Source organism: Novosphingobium sp., assembly GCF_019748365.1.
Lineage (GTDB): Bacteria > Pseudomonadota > Alphaproteobacteria > Sphingomonadales > Sphingomonadaceae > Novosphingobium.
Genome location: NZ_JAIEPN010000015.1, coordinates 18,651 through 32,756, shown reverse-complemented (window position 1 = coordinate 32,756; position 14,106 = coordinate 18,651). Strand labels below are relative to the sequence as shown.

The window sequence follows — 14,106 nt, the reverse complement described above, 5'->3', positions numbered from 1 at the left end:
GACATGTCGGTCTTGTCTTCGGTGAAGTAGACGTCCTGGACAAGGTCCTTCGGCCAGGGCTGATAGCCCATGGCGTCTGCCGTGATGATCGTGCCGGCCGGGAGCGCGCGGTTGGCGACGAGCACCTTGGCGCCCATCTGCACCTTCGCGGCGGCAGCTGCCTGCGGCGATGCGGCGCCCGCAAACAGGCTCCTGGCAGCAAAGGCCGTGCCGATCGCCACGATCAGCGCCCCTACCAGCAGCAACAGCTTCTTCCTGTCCATGGCTTCAATCCTGCCGTTAATCCGCCCGCATCATTCGGGCAAAATGGTTAAGATAGCGTCAGCCCGCCGCAACGGCGTTCAGAGCGCTCCAATCGGTGGTGGTGATGATCCAGAGTCCTGCGGTCGCGATGGCGATGCCGTAGGGGATCTTGAGCTTGTCCTTCTGGCGCCGCGCGATGTGCCACATGCCCATCGTGATGGTCAGCACGCCCCCTGCGAGCGCCATGATGACCAGCAGCTTCAGGAACAGCAGCACCGGCATCCACAGCGCCAGCGCCGTGAGGAGCTTGACGTCGCCACCGCCCATGGCCTTCAGCGCGAAGAGCCCGGCGAGGACGAAGAAGGTGACCACCGCGAGGCCAAGCTGGAGCGCGACCCCCGGCCAAAGCGCCAGGCCCGATGCCCACCAGAACAGGGGCGCACCCGCAGCAATGGCGGCATTCAGCCAGTTGTCGATCTGGCGGCGGCGAATATCGGTGATCGCGGCAATCGTGAGTGCGATTGCCAAGGCCCCGACCAGTCCGTAAACGATGTGAGTTCCCTGCATGAGGGGTCTCATACGGGACAATCACTTACCAAACGGTAACCAAACAAGCGCCGCAGTTCCGCGCATTTGCGGATGCCGCGACAGCGTTGTGACAGGAGTGTCGGGTTGAGTTCAGGGATGGACGGTTCCTGCGATGTCAGGCGGACGATTCCCGCCTCCGCACGGGAATGGCGCTGGGCCTTGCCCGATGGTCACGAGGTTCGCCGCATCCGCTTCGAACCGCCGGCAGACAAGGCGCCGCGCGGGTCGATCCTGTTCATGCCCGGACGTGCCGATTTCTATGAGAAGTATCTGGAAACACTGGCGGAATGGTCTGCGGCAGGCTGGGATGTGAGTGCTGCCGACTGGCGCGGGCAGGGGGCTTCCGGACGCATGACGGCAAACCCGCTGGTCGGTGACATTGCCGATTTCTCGATCTGGATTGCCGACCTTCGCGCATTGTGGGCGGACTGGGTGCGCACCACCCCCGGACCCCATGTTCTGGTCGGTCATTCGATGGGCGGACATCTGGTTTTGCGCGCCGTGGCAGAGGGGGCGGCAAGCCCGGATGCCGTTGTGCTCAGCGCGCCCATGCTCGGATTCGTCACGGCGATTCCGCAGCTTGTTCAGCAAATCTATGGAAAGATCATGTGCTGGATCGGCAACCCGGAGCGCATGGCATGGCAGGCCAGCGAGAAGCCCGGGTCCGACAGCGATGATCGTATCGACCTGCTGACCCACGATGCGGACCGCTATTCGGACGAGCTGTGGTGGCGCGCGGCGCGGCCTGCGCTCGAGATCGGCCCGGCCAGCTGGCGCTGGGTAGAGCGCGCGGCGGCCTCGATCGAAGCCTTGCGCGCGCCGGGCGTGCTCGAAGCCGTCACGGCGCCCGTGCTGGTGCTTGCCGCCAAGAAGGATGCGCTGGTCTCGTGGCCCGCCATCGAGCAGGCGGCCGATCGCCTTCCGCGCGGCGAACTGGTGGCGTGGGGGGCCGAAGCGCGCCACGAATTGCTGCGCGAGGCTGATCCGGTCCGTCGGCAGGTCATGGCCGCGATCACCAGCTTCCTCGATCGCGCGGTTCCGGCAAAGACGGCTTGAGCTCCATGACCGCAGCGGACGTCTTTGATATCGCCATCGTTGGCGCCGGCATGGCCGGCTCCAGCCTTGCTGCCGAGTGCGCGCCGCATGCCCGCGTGCTGCTGATCGAGGCGGAGGATACGCCGGGCTATCACACCACCGGCCGCTCGGCCGCGTTCTGGCACGAGACGCTTGGCGGCCCGAAGATCTATCCGCTGACGTCCGCTTCGGGGCCATGGCTCGCCGAACACGGTTTTCTGAGCGCGCGCGGCGGGCTGCATATCGGGCGCGAGGATCATCGCGCCACGGCTGAAAGCTTCCTCGCAGCGTTCGAAACTGCCGGGGCGCGGGTCGAACTGATCGGCCGCGCGCGGCTTGAGCAGATCGTGCCCGGTCTGCGGCCTGAATGGATCATCGGTGCGTGGGAACCGGAATGCGCCGATATCGACGTCGCCGCGATGCACCAGCATTACCTTGCCGCCGCGCGCAAGGCGGGCAGCGTGCTGCGCGTGCGCGCGCGGCTCGATCATGCCGAACGCACTGGCGGCAGCTGGTCGTTGGCCTGGAGCGGGGCGGCCGGACAGGGTGAGGCTCGTGCTGCGCTGCTGGTGAATGCGGCGGGCGCCTGGGCCGATACCGTGGCCGGGCTGGCCGGGGCAGCGCCGCTCGGGATCCAGCCAAAGCGCCGCTCGATGGTTCAGCTGCGCATAGATCCGGCACCGCCACCGACGCTCCCGCTCACGCTGAGCTTCGACGAGGATTTCTACTTCCGCCCGCAGGGTGACCGCCTCTGGCTTTCCCCGCACGACGAGACGCCCGACGTGCCGCGCGATGCGGCGCCCGAAGAGCTCGACATCGCGATGGCGATCGACCGGATGGAGCAGGCGGTCGACTGGAAAGTGCGGGCGCTCGAACGACGCTGGGCCGGGCTGCGATCGTTCGCGCCGGACCGGCTGCCGGTTTATGGCTTCGATCCCGTGCGCGAGGGCCTGTTCTGGTTTGTCGGCCAAGGCGGCATCGGCATCCAGACCGCGCCGGCTGCCGCCCGGCTCGGCGCACAGCTCCTGCTCGGCCTCCCGCGCGACGCAATGACGCAAGGCCTCGACGCGTCGTTCTACTCGCCCGCGCGTTTCACGGCCTAGGCGGCATTTCGGACTCCCAACAAGGTCACCGCGTGGTAAAGACGGTTTAGGTAGTCTTACCAGGGAGAGTTAAAGCCATGGCGCACCGTTTCGAGATCCGGAAGAACAAGGCGGGCGAGTTCGTCGCCTATTTCTGCCATAACGCCGAGACGATTTTCTGGACCGAGGGCTACAAGTCGAAGGCCAGCGCGAAGAACGCCATCGAGTCGGTGCTGAAGAACGGCCCCGGCGCCGAAGTGGTCGACACCACCACCGACGACTGAGGCGTCACGCCCTCAGGCTGCTATGGCCGCGTCACTGGCGAGCTTGTCGACACGCTCGTTCTCCGGGTGGCCGTCGTGGCCTTTCACCCAGACCCATTCGATCGTGTGCGGGCGCGCTGCAGCGATCAGCGCGCGCCACAAGTCCTCGTTCTTCACCGGCTTGTTGTCGGCGGTCTTCCAGCCCTTCTTCTGCCAGCCGAACACCCATTTGGTGATCCCGTCGAGCACGTAGCGGCTGTCTGTGTGGAGTGTGACCTTGCAAGGCTGCTTCAGCGCCTCAAGCCCCTTGATCGCCGCCATCAGTTCCATGCGGTTGTTGGTCGTTTCGCGCTCGCTGCCCGAAAGTTCCTTCTCGGCCTCGCCCATGCGCAGCAGCGCGCCCCAGCCGCCCTTGCCGGGATTGCCCTTGCAGGCCCCGTCGGTGAACATTTGCACGTGCTTCACGCGAAGACGTCCGGGTTTGCCTTGTAGAACCCCAGCCGCCGGGCCGGCCCCATCGGATCCTTGGGCGTGACGAGCGCGTCTGCCGGGGTGTTGAGCCAGTCCCACGCGCGGCTCATGGCAAAGCGCATCGCCGCGCCCTGGCCCAGCAGCGGCAGCGCGGCGCGCTCCTCGGCGCTCAGCGGGCGGACGCTTTCATAGCCTTCGATCAGCGCTGCCGAGATATCGGCACAGAACCGGTCGTCCTTGTCGAAGCACCACGCGACATGAGTGACGGCGAGATCGTAGGCGATGATATCGTTGCAGGCGAAGTAGAAGTCGATCAGGCCCGTCACCTTGTTGCCCAGCATCAGCACGTTGTCCGGAAACAGGTCGGCGTGGATGACGCCGGAGGGCAGGCCCTGCGGCCAATCGGCGGCAAGGCGTGGCAATTCGTCCGCCACGATCCGGGCCAGTTCCGGATTGATCCGCGCAAGGCCGTCCGCACCGCAGGCTGCGGCCAGCCGCTGCCATTCCGCCACGCCCATGTCATTGGCACGAACGCCGGGGAAATCAGCCGCCGCCAGATGCAGCCGCGCCAGCTCCGCGCCCACCGCGCGCGCCTGCCCGGCTGTCGGCGTGCTCACCGAAACCCCCGGCAGATACTCGATCAGCGCGAGCGCCTTGTCGCCACTCGGGCCGGGGCGCGTCACATAGAGGTTCCCCTCCCGATCGTGGATCGTGCGCGGCACCGGGCAGCCCTTTGCCGCCAGATGATCGAGCAGCGAGAGGAAATAGGGCAGGTCCGCAAGCTCGATACGGAACTCATACATCGTCAGGATGAAGCGCGCACCTGCTCCATCGCGACCCGTGGTTTCCAGCAGCCAGTTGCTGTTGGAAACACCCTCGGCGATTCCCTTGGCCGAAACCAGCGTGCCGACATCAAAGCGAGCGATCAGCGCGGACATCTCCTCCGCGCCGAGGTGGGTGTAGACTGCCATGGAGCCTGCTTCAGTCCGTCAGCTGGCGCGGCAGCTTGAACACCATGTTCTCGACCGTGGTGGTCACGGTTTCCTCTTCCACCGCGCGCCATTCGCGCAGCCGCTCGACCACTTCCCGCACCAGCACTTCGGGTGCAGACGCCCCGGCGGTGAGGCCAAGCGTCTCGACATTCGCCAGCCATGCCGGATCGATCTCGGCTCCACGCTGGATCAGCCGCGCCGGTGTCCCCTCGCGCTCGGCCACTTCGACAAGGCGCAGCGAATTGGAACTGTTGGGCGCGCCGATCACCAGCAGCAGATCGCAGCGCTCGGCGATCGCCTTCACCGCCGCCTGCCGGTTCGATGTGGCGTAGCAGATATCCTCGGCGCGGGGCCCCGCGATCTCGGGAAAGCGCGTCCGCAGCGCGGCCACGATCTCGCGCGTGTCGTCGACCGAAAGCGTCGTCTGGGTCAGGAAGGCGAGCGGCGTGCCGGCCGGGAAATCCAGCGCTTCCACATCCTCCAGCGTCTCCACCAGCGTGATCGAGCCATCGGGCACCTGGCCCATCGTGCCGATCACTTCCGGATGGCCCTTGTGTCCGACGAAAAGGATGTGCCGCCCCGCCGTGACATGCCGTTCGGCCTGGCGGTGGACCTTGCTGACGAGCGGGCAGGTTGCATCCAGCCAGTCGAGCCCGCGCTCGGTGGCGGCGGCGGGCACCACCTTGGGCGCACCATGCGCGGAAAAGACCACGGGCTTGCCATCGGGCACTTCATCGAGTTCTTCGACAAAGACCGCGCCCTTGGCCTTGAGCCCTTCGACCACGAAGCGGTTGTGGACGATTTCGTGGCGAACGTAGACCGGCTCGCCGAACCGGTCGAGCGCGCGCTCGACGATCTCGATCGCGCGGTCTACCCCGGCGCAGAAACCGCGCGGGGCGGCGATCAGCAGCTTGAGCGGGGCAAGGCCGTTCGGGGTATTGCCGGTCTGCGCGGGGGCGGGTGAAGTCGGTGCGGTGGTGGTCATCACGGGCGACCTTAGCAGGGGGGCGCTCTCACGCAAAGCCGCCGCGAGGGGTAAGCAGCATTGCGCCGCAGGAATGCGGTGGCTAGAGGATGCGCTCTACGCTGCCCGAGGATGCCTGAATGACCCCGTCCGCCTTTCGTCCTGCTTCCTTCCGGCGTCTCGCTCCGCTGGCTGCGCTGGCCCTCATGGGTACGCTGGGCGCCTGCAAGAGCGGCGGCGGCGAACTGGTGGTGGACGACAGCGTCGGCGTCACCGCGCTGCGCAGCCCGTGCCCGCTGGTCGAAATTCCCGACATGACCGGCGATATCACGCTGTTCACCGCGCCGGGCCGTACCGATGCGGGCGCGATTGACTTGACCGCGTCGATCACCAACCTGCGCAGCACCTGCGATGATGCCAAGGGCCAGACCGAGCTTTCCACCCAGGCGACCTTCGATGTCTTCGCCCGCCGCAGCGATACGCGCGGCGCGCGCCGGGTGGTGCTCCCGTATTTCTCGGCCGTGATGCGCGGCGGCAATGTCGTGATTGCCAAGCGGCTCGGCTCGGTCACGCTCGATTTCGCCGATGGGCAGGACCGCGCGCAGGCCACCGCCCGTGCCGGCTCGACCGTTGACCGCTCCGAGGCAACGCTGCCCGCGAACGTGCGCAAGCTGCTCAACAAGAAGCGCAAGGCCGGTCAGGCGGACGCCGCCACCGATCCGCTCGCGCTGCCCGAAGTGCGCACCGCGCTTGCCAAGGCGAGCTTCGAGCTCGTCGTTGGCTTCCAGCTGACCGAAACGCAACTGGCGTACAACGCCACGCGCTAGGCTAGGCATTCCCTCTTGCGCGCGCTTGGGCTAACGGCGCGCTCATGACCGAGACTGCAAAACCCGCCGCTCTTCCCCTCTTCGCCGATTTTGCCGGTGTGATCGACCGCGCGCTCGATGCGCTCGTCGCCGCCGGTTCGCTGCCCGAGGGCCTCGCGCGAAGCGGGGTGACCTGCGAGCCGCCGCGTGAGGCGAGCCACGGCGATATCTCGACGAACGCCGCGATGGTGCTGGCCAAACCCGCCGGCACCAATCCACGCGCGCTCGCCGCGCTGCTGGTCGAGGAACTGGCCAAGGAGCCGCGCGTCGCTTCAGCGGAGATTGCCGGGCCGGGCTTCATCAACCTGCGGCTGGCGGACAGCGCGTGGCTGGCCGAGCTGGCGCTGATCGCCGCAAGGGCTGGCGATTATGGTCGCTCGGCCGTGGGCGGCGGCACGATGGTCAACGTCGAATACGTCTCGGCCAACCCCACCGGCCCGATGCATATGGGCCACTGCCGCGGCGCGGTGGTGGGCGATGCGCTCGCCAGCCTGCTCGAGTTTGCGGGGCACCGGGTCACGCGCGAATACTACGTCAACGATGCCGGCGCGCAGGTCGATGTGCTCGCCCGCTCGGTCCACCTGCGGTACCGCGAGGCGCTGGGCGAGGATGTCGGCGCGGTGCCCGAAGGGCTCTATCCGGGCGAATATCTCGTGCCGGTCGGGCAGGCACTCGCCGCCGAATTCGGTGACAAGTATGCAAAGGCGCCCGAGGCAGGCTGGCTCGTGCTGTTCCGCACGCGCGCCGTCGCCGCGATGATGGACATGATCCGTGCCGATCTCGCCACGCTGGGCATCCATCACGACCTGTTCTCTTCCGAAGCCGAACTTCAGGCCTCGGGCAAGGTCGATGCGGCTGAAGCATGGCTGCGCGCGCATGACCTTGTCTATGACGGCGAGCTTGAAGCGCCCAAGGGCAAGACGCCCGAGGACTGGGAGCCGGTGGCACTGCCGCTGTTCCGGTCGACCAGGTTCGGCGACGATCAGGACCGCCCGATCAAGAAATCGAACGGCGCCTGGACCTATTTCGGCGCCGACCTTGCCTATCACTTCCAGAAGGCGCAGGCGGCGGACGCGCTCGTCGATATCTGGGGCGCGGACCATGCCGGGACGGTCAAGCGGATCAAGGCCGCCGTCGCCGCGCTGACCAGCGCCGACGGGGCCGCGCCCAAGCCCTTCGAGATCAAGCTGGTCCAGATGGTCCAGCTGATGAAGGGCGGCCAGCCGTTCAAGATGTCGAAGCGCGCAGGCAATTTCGTCACGCTCGCCGATGTCGTAGAAATGGTCGGCAAGGACGTGGTGCGCTTCACCATGCTCACCCGCAAGCCCGATGCGCAGATGGACTTCGATTTCGACAAGGTGGTCGAAGCCTCGAAGGACAATCCGGTGTTCTATGTCCAGTATGCCCACGCGCGCATCCATTCCACCTTGCGCAAGGGGGCGGCGGAAGGCTTTGCGCCCGCGCCGGAGCATGTCGCGCTGCTCGGCACGGAGGAACTGGGCCTCGTCAAACTTGCCGCGCAGTTCCCGCGTGTGGTCGAAAGTGCCGCCGCCGCGCGCGAGCCGCATCGGGTGGCGTTCTTCCTCTATGACCTCGCTGCCGGGTTCCACGCCTACTGGAACGTCGGGAACGACCGGCCGGACAAGCGCTTCATTGTGGCACAGGATGCGGCGCTGACCTCGGCGCGGCTTTTCCTCGCCTCACAAATCGGGCAAGTGGTAAAGAACGGTTTGGCCTTGCTGGGCGTAGAGGCCGCCGAGGAGCTTTGACGCGATGGTTATCAGCGGAGCCGAGGGGACCGGCGAAGGGGACGAGAACACCGGCATGCCGATCAATCCGGCGGCATGGGGGGAAGCGGCCGAGCACGCGGCAGACGAGGCGCATGACGCGATAAGCGGCCAGGGCGATCGCCTCGCCCTAGGCGACGAGGAACGCCTGCCCTGGCTCGAAAGCGCCGATGACGTCGATTTCGACGAGCCGGCGGAAGGCAACAGCCGCATGATCGGCTTCGGCGTGCTGGCGGCCCTGCTGCTGGCGGCGTTGGTTGGCGGGATCTACTGGGTCTCGCATCGGAACGCCGGCAATGCCGCCGCCGATGGCAGCCTGATCGCCGCCGAAAAGGAGCCCTACAAGATCGCGCCCAAGGATCCCGGCGGCAAGACCTTCGAAGGCACCGGCGATGCCAGCTTCAAGGTGAGCGAGGGCGAGAAGCCCGTCGCCAACCTCGCCGGCAGTGCTGCGGCCCCTGCAGCGACACCTGCCTCCACGCCAAAGCCCTCGGTAGCGGCGTCTGCATCGGCACCGGCGGCCCCTGCATCAGGCGGCGTTGGCGTGCAGGTCGGCGCATTCTCGACAGCGGCATCGGCCGAAATGGCATGGTCCAAGCTCGTCGCGGCTCACGACGCGCTATCCGGCCTCTCGCACCGCGTGGTCGAAGGCAAGGCCGACATGGCGACCGTGTTCCGCCTGCAGGCCGTGGCGGGCGATCTCGCCGCCGCCAATGCGCTTTGCGCCAAGCTGCAGGCGGGTGGCCTCAAGTGCCAGGTGAAGCGCTGAACTAGCGTTTTTCCCCCGCGATCCGCAGCTCCCGGCCTTGCGCCGGGGGCGGGCTTTGCGCAAACCCTTGCCCCATGCTCCCCGCGATCTTCGGCCTGTCGGGCCTCACACTCAGCGAAGACGAGCGCGCTTTCTTCCGCGATTGTGATCCGGCGGGCTACATCCTGTTTGGCCGCAATGTCGAAAGCCGCACGCAGCTCCGCGCGCTGACCGACGAACTGCGCGCGCTCCATGGGCGGGAGCGCACCTTCATCTGCATCGATCAGGAAGGCGGCCGTGTCGCGCGAATGAAGCCGCCGGTTTGGGCCGCCTATCCCCCCGGCGCGGCGTTCGACCGGCTCTACGAACGCGCCCCGATCAGCGCGATCGAAGCGGCACGGGCGCATGCAGAAGCGCTGGGGCTCGATCTGGCTGAAGCAGGGATCAGCGTCGATTGCCTGCCGCTGCTCGATGTGCGGCAGGAAGGCGCGCACGATGTGATCGGCGACCGCGCCTTGGGGCATGAGCCGCTGCGCGTCGCGGCACTTGGCCGCGCCATGCTCGAAGGCCTCGCGCGCGCAGGCGTGGCCGGCGTGATCAAGCATATCCCCGGCCATGGCCGCGCCGGGGTGGACAGCCACAAGGAACTGCCCACCGTCACCGCAGGCGATGCTGAGCTTGAAACCGACATCGCCCCCTTCCGCAGCCTCAAGGACAGCCTGATCGGCATGACGGCCCACGTGCGCTACATCGCTTGGGACGACGAGAACCCGGCCACACTCTCGTCCACCGTGATCCGCGACGTGATCCGCACCCGCATCGGCTTCGAGGGCCTGCTCCTTACCGACGATCTCGACATGCAGGCGCTCGGCGGCGCAGTGCCTGACCGGGCGGCGCGCGCGCAGGCTGCGGGCTGCGACATCGCGCTCAATTGCTGGGCAAAGATGGATGACATGGTCGGCATCGCGCAGGCGCTCGCGCCGATGTCCGCCGAAACCGCCGCCCGGCTCGAACGCGCGCTCGCCGCAACCGGTGATTTCAGCGCGCCGGTTGATCTCGCACGGCAGGCCGAGCGCACCGAGACGCGCGACAGGCTGCTGGCCCTCGCCGCGTGATGGAGGAAACCGCCCTTGCCGCGCCGCTTGTTGGCGACGACTGGGACGACACCCCGCTCGATGTCCCGCCCGAGGCGCGTGCCGATGCGGCCGACACGCTGACGCTCACCATCGATGGCTGGGAAGGGCCGCTCCACCTCCTGCTCGATCTGGCGCGGCGGCAGAAGGTGGACTTGCGCAAGATTTCGATCCTCGCGCTGGTGGATCAGTATCTCGGCTTCGTCGAGCGCGCGGGGGCGCAGCGGCTGGAACTGGCGGCGGACTACCTCGTCATGGCGGCCTGGCTTGCGTGGCTCAAGTCGCTCCTGCTCCTGCCGCGCGATCCCGAAGTGCAGCCGAGCCCCGAGGAACTCGCGCTGCGCCTGCAGCTGCGCCTCCAGCGCCTCGGCGCGATGCGCGAGGCCGGCGCGCGGCTCATGGCGCGGGACCGGCTCGGCCGCGATGTTTTCGCGCGCGGTGCGCCGGAGGGCCTGCTCGTCGATCGGCAGGTGCGCTGGCACTGCGATCTCTTTGCGCTGATGCAGGCCTATGGCCACGTCCAGCATCGCAACCGCCCGGTGGTCCACATGGTGCGCGCGCGCCCGGTGATGACGCTGGAAGCCGCCATCGCGCGGGTCGAGGCGCTGATCGGGATGGCGATCGACTGGACCGCACTCACCAGCTTCCTTCCGCCGCAAGACGACAGCGCCGATCCGCGCCTTGCCCGTTCGGCGCTCGCCTCCAGCTTCGTGGCGGCGCTGGAGCTTGCCAAGCAGGGCAAGGTCGAACTCGCGCAGGACGCGACTTTCGCCCCGCTCCTCCTGCGGCGGACTGCCGCATGAACGAAGTCGAACGCGCGGTCGAGGCGGCGCTGTTCGCAGCCGAAGCGCCGATGACGGCGGAAGAGCTGTCGCGCCATCTTGGCGGCGCGGAAGGTGTGGAGGCGGCACTCGTCGCCTTGGCCGCACACTATGCCGGGCGCGGTATCGAACTCGTCCTGCGCGGGGACCGCTGGCACTTCCAGACCTCGCCCGATCTCGCGCATCTCCTGCGCCGCGAGCGCGAGGACGTGCGCCGGCTTTCGCGCGCGGCGACCGAGGCGCTGGCGATCATCGCCTATCACGAACCCGTCAGCCGCGCCGAGATCGAGGCGATCCGCGGCGTGCAGACCGCCAAGGGCACGCTCGACGTGCTGATGGAAGCGGGCTGGATCAAGGTTGCGGGCCGCCGCGAAGGCCCGGGCCGCCCGACGATCTACGCGACAACCCCCGCGTTCCTCGCCCATTTCGGCCTCGAATCGCGCCGCGATCTGCCGGGGATCGAGGAACTGCGTGCGGCAGGCTTGCTCGATCCGGTCGAGGCGGTGTTCGCCGGTGAGCCGGATGAAGAACCGGACGGGGAAGACGTTGGTGCATCCGAGCTTGACGAATCTGCGTGAGCTTGCTGGCAGTTTCGTGCGAGATGTCCTATCTGCAGGGGCATAAAGGAGATTACCCATGGGCGCTCTGTCCCTTCCGCATCTGATCATTCTGGCGCTGGTCGTCCTCATCCTCTTCGGCCGTGGCCGCATTTCCGAGATGATGGGCGATTTCGGCAAGGGTATCAAAAGCTTCAAGCAGGGCATGAGCGAGGGGGCGGAGACGCCGCTCGTCCAGCCGCCGGCGCAGATCCAGCAGCAGCCTGTGGCCCCGGCGCAGCCGGCTGTCCAGCCTGAGCAGACCGGCTCCGGCCCCGCCGCCTGATCCTGCTGACACCTCAGGCCTGAAACGATGTTCGGCATTGCGCCAGACGAGATGCTCCTCGTCGTGATCGTGGCGATCATCGTCATCGGTCCCAAGGACCTGCCGCTCGCACTGCGCACCGCCGGGCGGTGGATCGGCAAGATCCGCCGCGTTTCCGGCCACTTCCGCGCCGGTATCGAAACCATGATCCGCGAGGCGGAGATGGAAGAGATGGAGCGCAAGTGGAAGGAGCAGAACGCTGCGATCATGGCCGCACATCCCACGCCTGATCCCGCCGCTGGCCAAAGCACCGATGCGACTGCCGACCAGAACGATCCGCCGCCCTTGATGACCCCGCTGCCTGCGCCGATCGATCCTGAAGTTGCGGCCGTCGCGCCGACCGAGCCGCTGCCCGCGCCCGTCGGCGAAATGCTGCCCATCTCGGAACGGCCCGCCCGCGCGCGAGGGCCTGCAGAGGGTGCAAACGGGGGCGCAGCATGATGGTCAGTGATATCGACGAGACCCAGGCCCCGCTGCTCGATCACCTGCTCGAGCTGCGCACCCGCCTGCTGCGCTGCGTCTATGCGCTCGTCATCGCCTTTGCCGCCTGCTTCTATTTTGCGGACCGCATCCTTGCCATTCTGGTCCAGCCGCTGGTCCATGCCTTTCCGGCGGGGCAGGGCAAGCTGATCTACACCAAGCTCTATTCGGCGTTCTTCGTCGATCTCAAGGTCTCGCTCTTCGCTGCGTTTCTCGTCTGCTTCCCGGTGATTGCCAACCAGCTCTGGGCGTTCATCGCGCCCGGGCTCTATGCGCGGGAGAAGAAGGCGTTCCTGCCGTTCCTGCTGGCCACGCCGGTGCTGTTCACGGCGGGCGCATGCCTTGCCTATTTCTTCGTGATGCCCACCGCGTTCAAGTGGTTCATCGGCTTTCAGGGCGATCGCGGAGGGCTCCAGCTCGAAGCGCTGCCGGGGATCGAGGAATACCTCAACCTCGTGATGCAGTTCATCTTCGCCTTCGGGATCAGCTTCCTGCTCCCCGTGCTGCTGATGCTGCTCAACCGCGCCGGGATTGTGACGCGCGGGCAGCTCGTCGCGGCGCGGCGCTACGTGATCGTCGGCATCACCGCGCTCGCGGCGGTGATCACCCCGCCCGATGTGCTGAGCCAGCTCATGCTCGCGATTCCCTTGATGATCCTCTTCGAAGGCACGCTCGTCGTCATGCGCTTTGCCGAGAAGAAGGACGCCGAGGAAAAGGCCAAGGCCGAAGCCGCGGGGGCCTGACAGTCAGTATCGCGTCACGCCGAAGCCGTGGCGCGGAAAATGGACGTTGACGGCGCCGGTCAGCGCGTGTTCGCGGCGGATCACGATGACATTGGTATCGCAGCGCAGCAAGGTGCCGTGGCTGGGCATCACGCCGTAGTCGACCGGCGCGACGTTGACTTCGGTGCCGGGCGGGATTGCGGGGAGGTCGCTTGCCTGCTCTACCGGCAGCGGGTCGGCCGCATGAGCGATGGCCAGCGCATCGTCGGCCGAGATGGCCTCGCCGGCGTGTTCGCCAAACCTCCGCATGCGCTCCATCCACGTGCTCACGTGGGCGCGCGCCGCGAGCCGGTCTGCCATCCCGCCTCCGGCGTGGATGAACCACAGCATGTGGTAGACCGAGAAATCGGCAATACTCCAGTCCGCGCCGAACAGATAGGGCCGGCCATCGCCAAGCTGGGTCTCCATCTCGGCAAGGAAACGGGCGTAGCGGGCCTGCGCTTCGTCGACCGGCACGCGGCGCACTTGCGCGCCCTGTGCGAAGTTGGCGCGGTCTTCGGCGAAGGCTTGCGCGGTGGCGGGATCGGTGAAGAAATTGCCCATGTTTTCAGGCAGGAAGCGCAACGTGACGGCGGCCCAGAACAGTTCGGTATCGACCCAGCGCGCCAGCGTCTGTGCAGCCAGCACCTGCCCCATCGGATAGAGCGTGGGGCCAGTGCCCAGATCATCCAGATGCTCGGCGATCAGCGCGGTATCACAATAGACGTCCGCGCCGACCTGCAGCACCGGAATGCGCCGGTAGCCGCCGGTGAGGGCAATGGTCGCCGGGCGCGGCATGACCATCGAGACTTGCAGCGAACGCCATGCAAGGTCCTTGGCGCCAAGGATCGCGCGCACTTTCTCCGAGAACGGCGATTCCGGGTAATGATGCAGGATCAGTTCGGCCATTGC

General features: G+C 67.1%; 18 protein-coding genes. 12 read left to right on the top strand and 6 right to left on the bottom strand.

Annotated features, from left to right (window positions below; all coding sequences use genetic code 11):
- A partial coding sequence (locus K5Q19_RS02410; protein ID WP_365758132.1) for an SAF domain-containing protein occupies window positions 1-263 on the bottom strand: 263 nt, incomplete at its 3' end.
- Between the two features lie 58 nt (window positions 264-321).
- A complete protein-coding gene (locus K5Q19_RS02405) occupies window positions 322-810 on the bottom strand; it encodes a prepilin peptidase (RefSeq protein WP_292940723.1) in 489 nt (162 codons plus the stop codon).
- Between the two features lie 117 nt (window positions 811-927).
- Between K5Q19_RS02405 and K5Q19_RS02400 the strand changes: the two genes are divergently transcribed.
- The 3 genes from K5Q19_RS02400 to K5Q19_RS02390 all read left to right on the top strand — a co-directional run bounded on the left by K5Q19_RS02400 (window position 928) and on the right by K5Q19_RS02390 (window position 3,271).
- Window positions 928-1,887, top strand: a complete 960-nt coding sequence (locus K5Q19_RS02400; protein ID WP_292940720.1) for an alpha/beta hydrolase — start codon at window positions 928-930, stop codon at window positions 1,885-1,887.
- A gap of 5 nt (window positions 1,888-1,892) precedes the next feature.
- Window positions 1,893-3,008: an FAD-dependent oxidoreductase gene (locus tag K5Q19_RS02395; RefSeq protein WP_292940736.1), complete on the top strand. Its 1,116-nt coding sequence runs from the start codon at window positions 1,893-1,895 to the stop codon at window positions 3,006-3,008.
- 77 nt (window positions 3,009-3,085) lie between these two features.
- Window positions 3,086-3,271 (top strand): DUF1508 domain-containing protein, encoded by a 186-nt coding sequence (locus K5Q19_RS02390; RefSeq protein ID WP_054123838.1) that lies wholly within the window; start codon window positions 3,086-3,088, stop codon window positions 3,269-3,271.
- 12 nt (window positions 3,272-3,283) lie between these two features.
- Here K5Q19_RS02390 and rnhA read toward each other — a convergent pair whose 3' ends face one another.
- Genes rnhA through ispH form a run of 3 tightly spaced genes read right to left on the bottom strand, consistent with a single transcriptional unit; the run spans window position 3,284 to window position 5,698 of the window.
- The gene (rnhA, locus tag K5Q19_RS02385; protein WP_292940733.1) at window positions 3,284-3,700 is read right to left on the bottom strand and encodes a ribonuclease HI; all 417 of its coding nucleotides are present in this window, start codon (window positions 3,698-3,700) and stop codon (window positions 3,284-3,286) included.
- An 11-nt stretch (window positions 3,701-3,711) separates the two neighbouring features.
- On the bottom strand, window positions 3,712-4,692 hold the full coding sequence (gene thrB / locus K5Q19_RS02380) for a homoserine kinase (protein ID WP_292940710.1): 981 nt from the start codon (window positions 4,690-4,692) through the stop codon (window positions 3,712-3,714).
- Window positions 4,693-4,702: 10 nt separating this feature from the next.
- Complete coding sequence (gene ispH / locus K5Q19_RS02375; protein ID WP_292940708.1) at window positions 4,703-5,698, bottom strand: 4-hydroxy-3-methylbut-2-enyl diphosphate reductase; 996 nt, start codon at window positions 5,696-5,698, stop codon at window positions 4,703-4,705.
- 119 nt (window positions 5,699-5,817) lie between these two features.
- Here ispH and K5Q19_RS02370 point away from each other — a divergent pair, with 119 nt between their 5' ends.
- The 9 genes from K5Q19_RS02370 to tatC all read left to right on the top strand — a co-directional run bounded on the left by K5Q19_RS02370 (window position 5,818) and on the right by tatC (window position 13,176).
- Window positions 5,818-6,504, top strand: coding sequence for a hypothetical protein (locus K5Q19_RS02370; RefSeq protein WP_292940705.1), 687 nt, complete (start codon window positions 5,818-5,820; stop codon window positions 6,502-6,504).
- A 44-nt stretch (window positions 6,505-6,548) separates the two neighbouring features.
- A complete protein-coding gene (argS, locus tag K5Q19_RS02365; protein WP_292940703.1) occupies window positions 6,549-8,312 on the top strand; it encodes an arginine--tRNA ligase in 1,764 nt (587 codons plus the stop codon).
- A gap of 4 nt (window positions 8,313-8,316) precedes the next feature.
- Window positions 8,317-9,099: an SPOR domain-containing protein gene (locus K5Q19_RS02360; RefSeq protein WP_292940700.1), complete on the top strand. Its 783-nt coding sequence runs from the start codon at window positions 8,317-8,319 to the stop codon at window positions 9,097-9,099.
- A gap of 74 nt (window positions 9,100-9,173) precedes the next feature.
- Window positions 9,174-10,193, top strand: coding sequence for a beta-N-acetylhexosaminidase (nagZ, locus tag K5Q19_RS02355; RefSeq protein WP_292940697.1), 1,020 nt, complete (start codon window positions 9,174-9,176; stop codon window positions 10,191-10,193).
- Window positions 10,193-11,014, top strand: coding sequence for a ScpA family protein (locus tag K5Q19_RS02350; RefSeq protein ID WP_292940695.1), 822 nt, complete (start codon window positions 10,193-10,195; stop codon window positions 11,012-11,014). The genes nagZ and K5Q19_RS02350 overlap by 1 nt, the downstream gene beginning before the upstream one ends.
- Window positions 11,011-11,610: an SMC-Scp complex subunit ScpB gene (gene scpB, locus K5Q19_RS02345; protein WP_292940693.1), complete on the top strand. Its 600-nt coding sequence runs from the start codon at window positions 11,011-11,013 to the stop codon at window positions 11,608-11,610. The genes K5Q19_RS02350 and scpB overlap by 4 nt, the downstream gene beginning before the upstream one ends.
- 58 nt (window positions 11,611-11,668) lie before the next feature.
- A complete protein-coding gene (tatA, locus tag K5Q19_RS02340) occupies window positions 11,669-11,914 on the top strand; it encodes a twin-arginine translocase TatA/TatE family subunit (protein WP_292940691.1) in 246 nt (81 codons plus the stop codon).
- Between the two features lie 27 nt (window positions 11,915-11,941).
- Window positions 11,942-12,394: a Sec-independent protein translocase protein TatB gene (gene tatB, locus K5Q19_RS02335; protein ID WP_292940688.1), complete on the top strand. Its 453-nt coding sequence runs from the start codon at window positions 11,942-11,944 to the stop codon at window positions 12,392-12,394.
- Window positions 12,394-13,176, top strand: coding sequence for a twin-arginine translocase subunit TatC (gene tatC, locus K5Q19_RS02330; RefSeq protein WP_292940729.1), 783 nt, complete (start codon window positions 12,394-12,396; stop codon window positions 13,174-13,176). The genes tatB and tatC overlap by 1 nt, the downstream gene beginning before the upstream one ends.
- A gap of 3 nt (window positions 13,177-13,179) precedes the next feature.
- Here tatC and K5Q19_RS02325 read toward each other — a convergent pair whose 3' ends face one another.
- Window positions 13,180-14,103 carry a glutathione S-transferase family protein gene (locus K5Q19_RS02325; RefSeq protein ID WP_292940685.1) on the bottom strand — a complete coding sequence of 308 codons (924 nt, stop codon included), beginning with the start codon at window positions 14,101-14,103 and terminating at the stop codon, window positions 13,180-13,182.
- Window positions 14,104-14,106: the final 3 nt, after the last annotated feature.

Excerpts from the sequence above, each read along its gene's own strand:
- K5Q19_RS02400 (WP_292940720.1), top strand. The coding sequence starts at position 928 with ATGGACGGTTCCTGCGATGTCAGGCGGACGATTCCCGCCTCCGCACGG.
- K5Q19_RS02325 (WP_292940685.1), bottom strand. The coding sequence starts at position 14,103 with ATGGCCGAACTGATCCTGCATCATTACCCGGAATCGCCGTTCTCGGAG.
- K5Q19_RS02360 (WP_292940700.1), top strand. The coding sequence starts at position 8,317 with ATGGTTATCAGCGGAGCCGAGGGGACCGGCGAAGGGGACGAGAACACC.
- thrB (WP_292940710.1), bottom strand. The coding sequence starts at position 4,692 with ATGGCAGTCTACACCCACCTCGGCGCGGAGGAGATGTCCGCGCTGATC.
- tatA (WP_292940691.1), top strand. The coding sequence starts at position 11,669 with ATGGGCGCTCTGTCCCTTCCGCATCTGATCATTCTGGCGCTGGTCGTC.
- scpB (WP_292940693.1), top strand. The coding sequence starts at position 11,011 with ATGAACGAAGTCGAACGCGCGGTCGAGGCGGCGCTGTTCGCAGCCGAA.
- K5Q19_RS02390 (WP_054123838.1), top strand. The coding sequence starts at position 3,086 with ATGGCGCACCGTTTCGAGATCCGGAAGAACAAGGCGGGCGAGTTCGTC.
- K5Q19_RS02370 (WP_292940705.1), top strand. The coding sequence starts at position 5,818 with ATGACCCCGTCCGCCTTTCGTCCTGCTTCCTTCCGGCGTCTCGCTCCG.
- tatB (WP_292940688.1), top strand. The coding sequence starts at position 11,942 with ATGTTCGGCATTGCGCCAGACGAGATGCTCCTCGTCGTGATCGTGGCG.
- ispH (WP_292940708.1), bottom strand. The coding sequence starts at position 5,698 with ATGACCACCACCGCACCGACTTCACCCGCCCCCGCGCAGACCGGCAAT.
- K5Q19_RS02350 (WP_292940695.1), top strand. The coding sequence starts at position 10,193 with ATGGAGGAAACCGCCCTTGCCGCGCCGCTTGTTGGCGACGACTGGGAC.
- rnhA (WP_292940733.1), bottom strand. The coding sequence starts at position 3,700 with ATGTTCACCGACGGGGCCTGCAAGGGCAATCCCGGCAAGGGCGGCTGG.
- argS (WP_292940703.1), top strand. The coding sequence starts at position 6,549 with ATGACCGAGACTGCAAAACCCGCCGCTCTTCCCCTCTTCGCCGATTTT.
- K5Q19_RS02405 (WP_292940723.1), bottom strand. The coding sequence starts at position 810 with ATGCAGGGAACTCACATCGTTTACGGACTGGTCGGGGCCTTGGCAATC.
- nagZ (WP_292940697.1), top strand. The coding sequence starts at position 9,174 with ATGCTCCCCGCGATCTTCGGCCTGTCGGGCCTCACACTCAGCGAAGAC.
- K5Q19_RS02395 (WP_292940736.1), top strand. The coding sequence starts at position 1,893 with ATGACCGCAGCGGACGTCTTTGATATCGCCATCGTTGGCGCCGGCATG.
- tatC (WP_292940729.1), top strand. The coding sequence starts at position 12,394 with ATGGTCAGTGATATCGACGAGACCCAGGCCCCGCTGCTCGATCACCTG.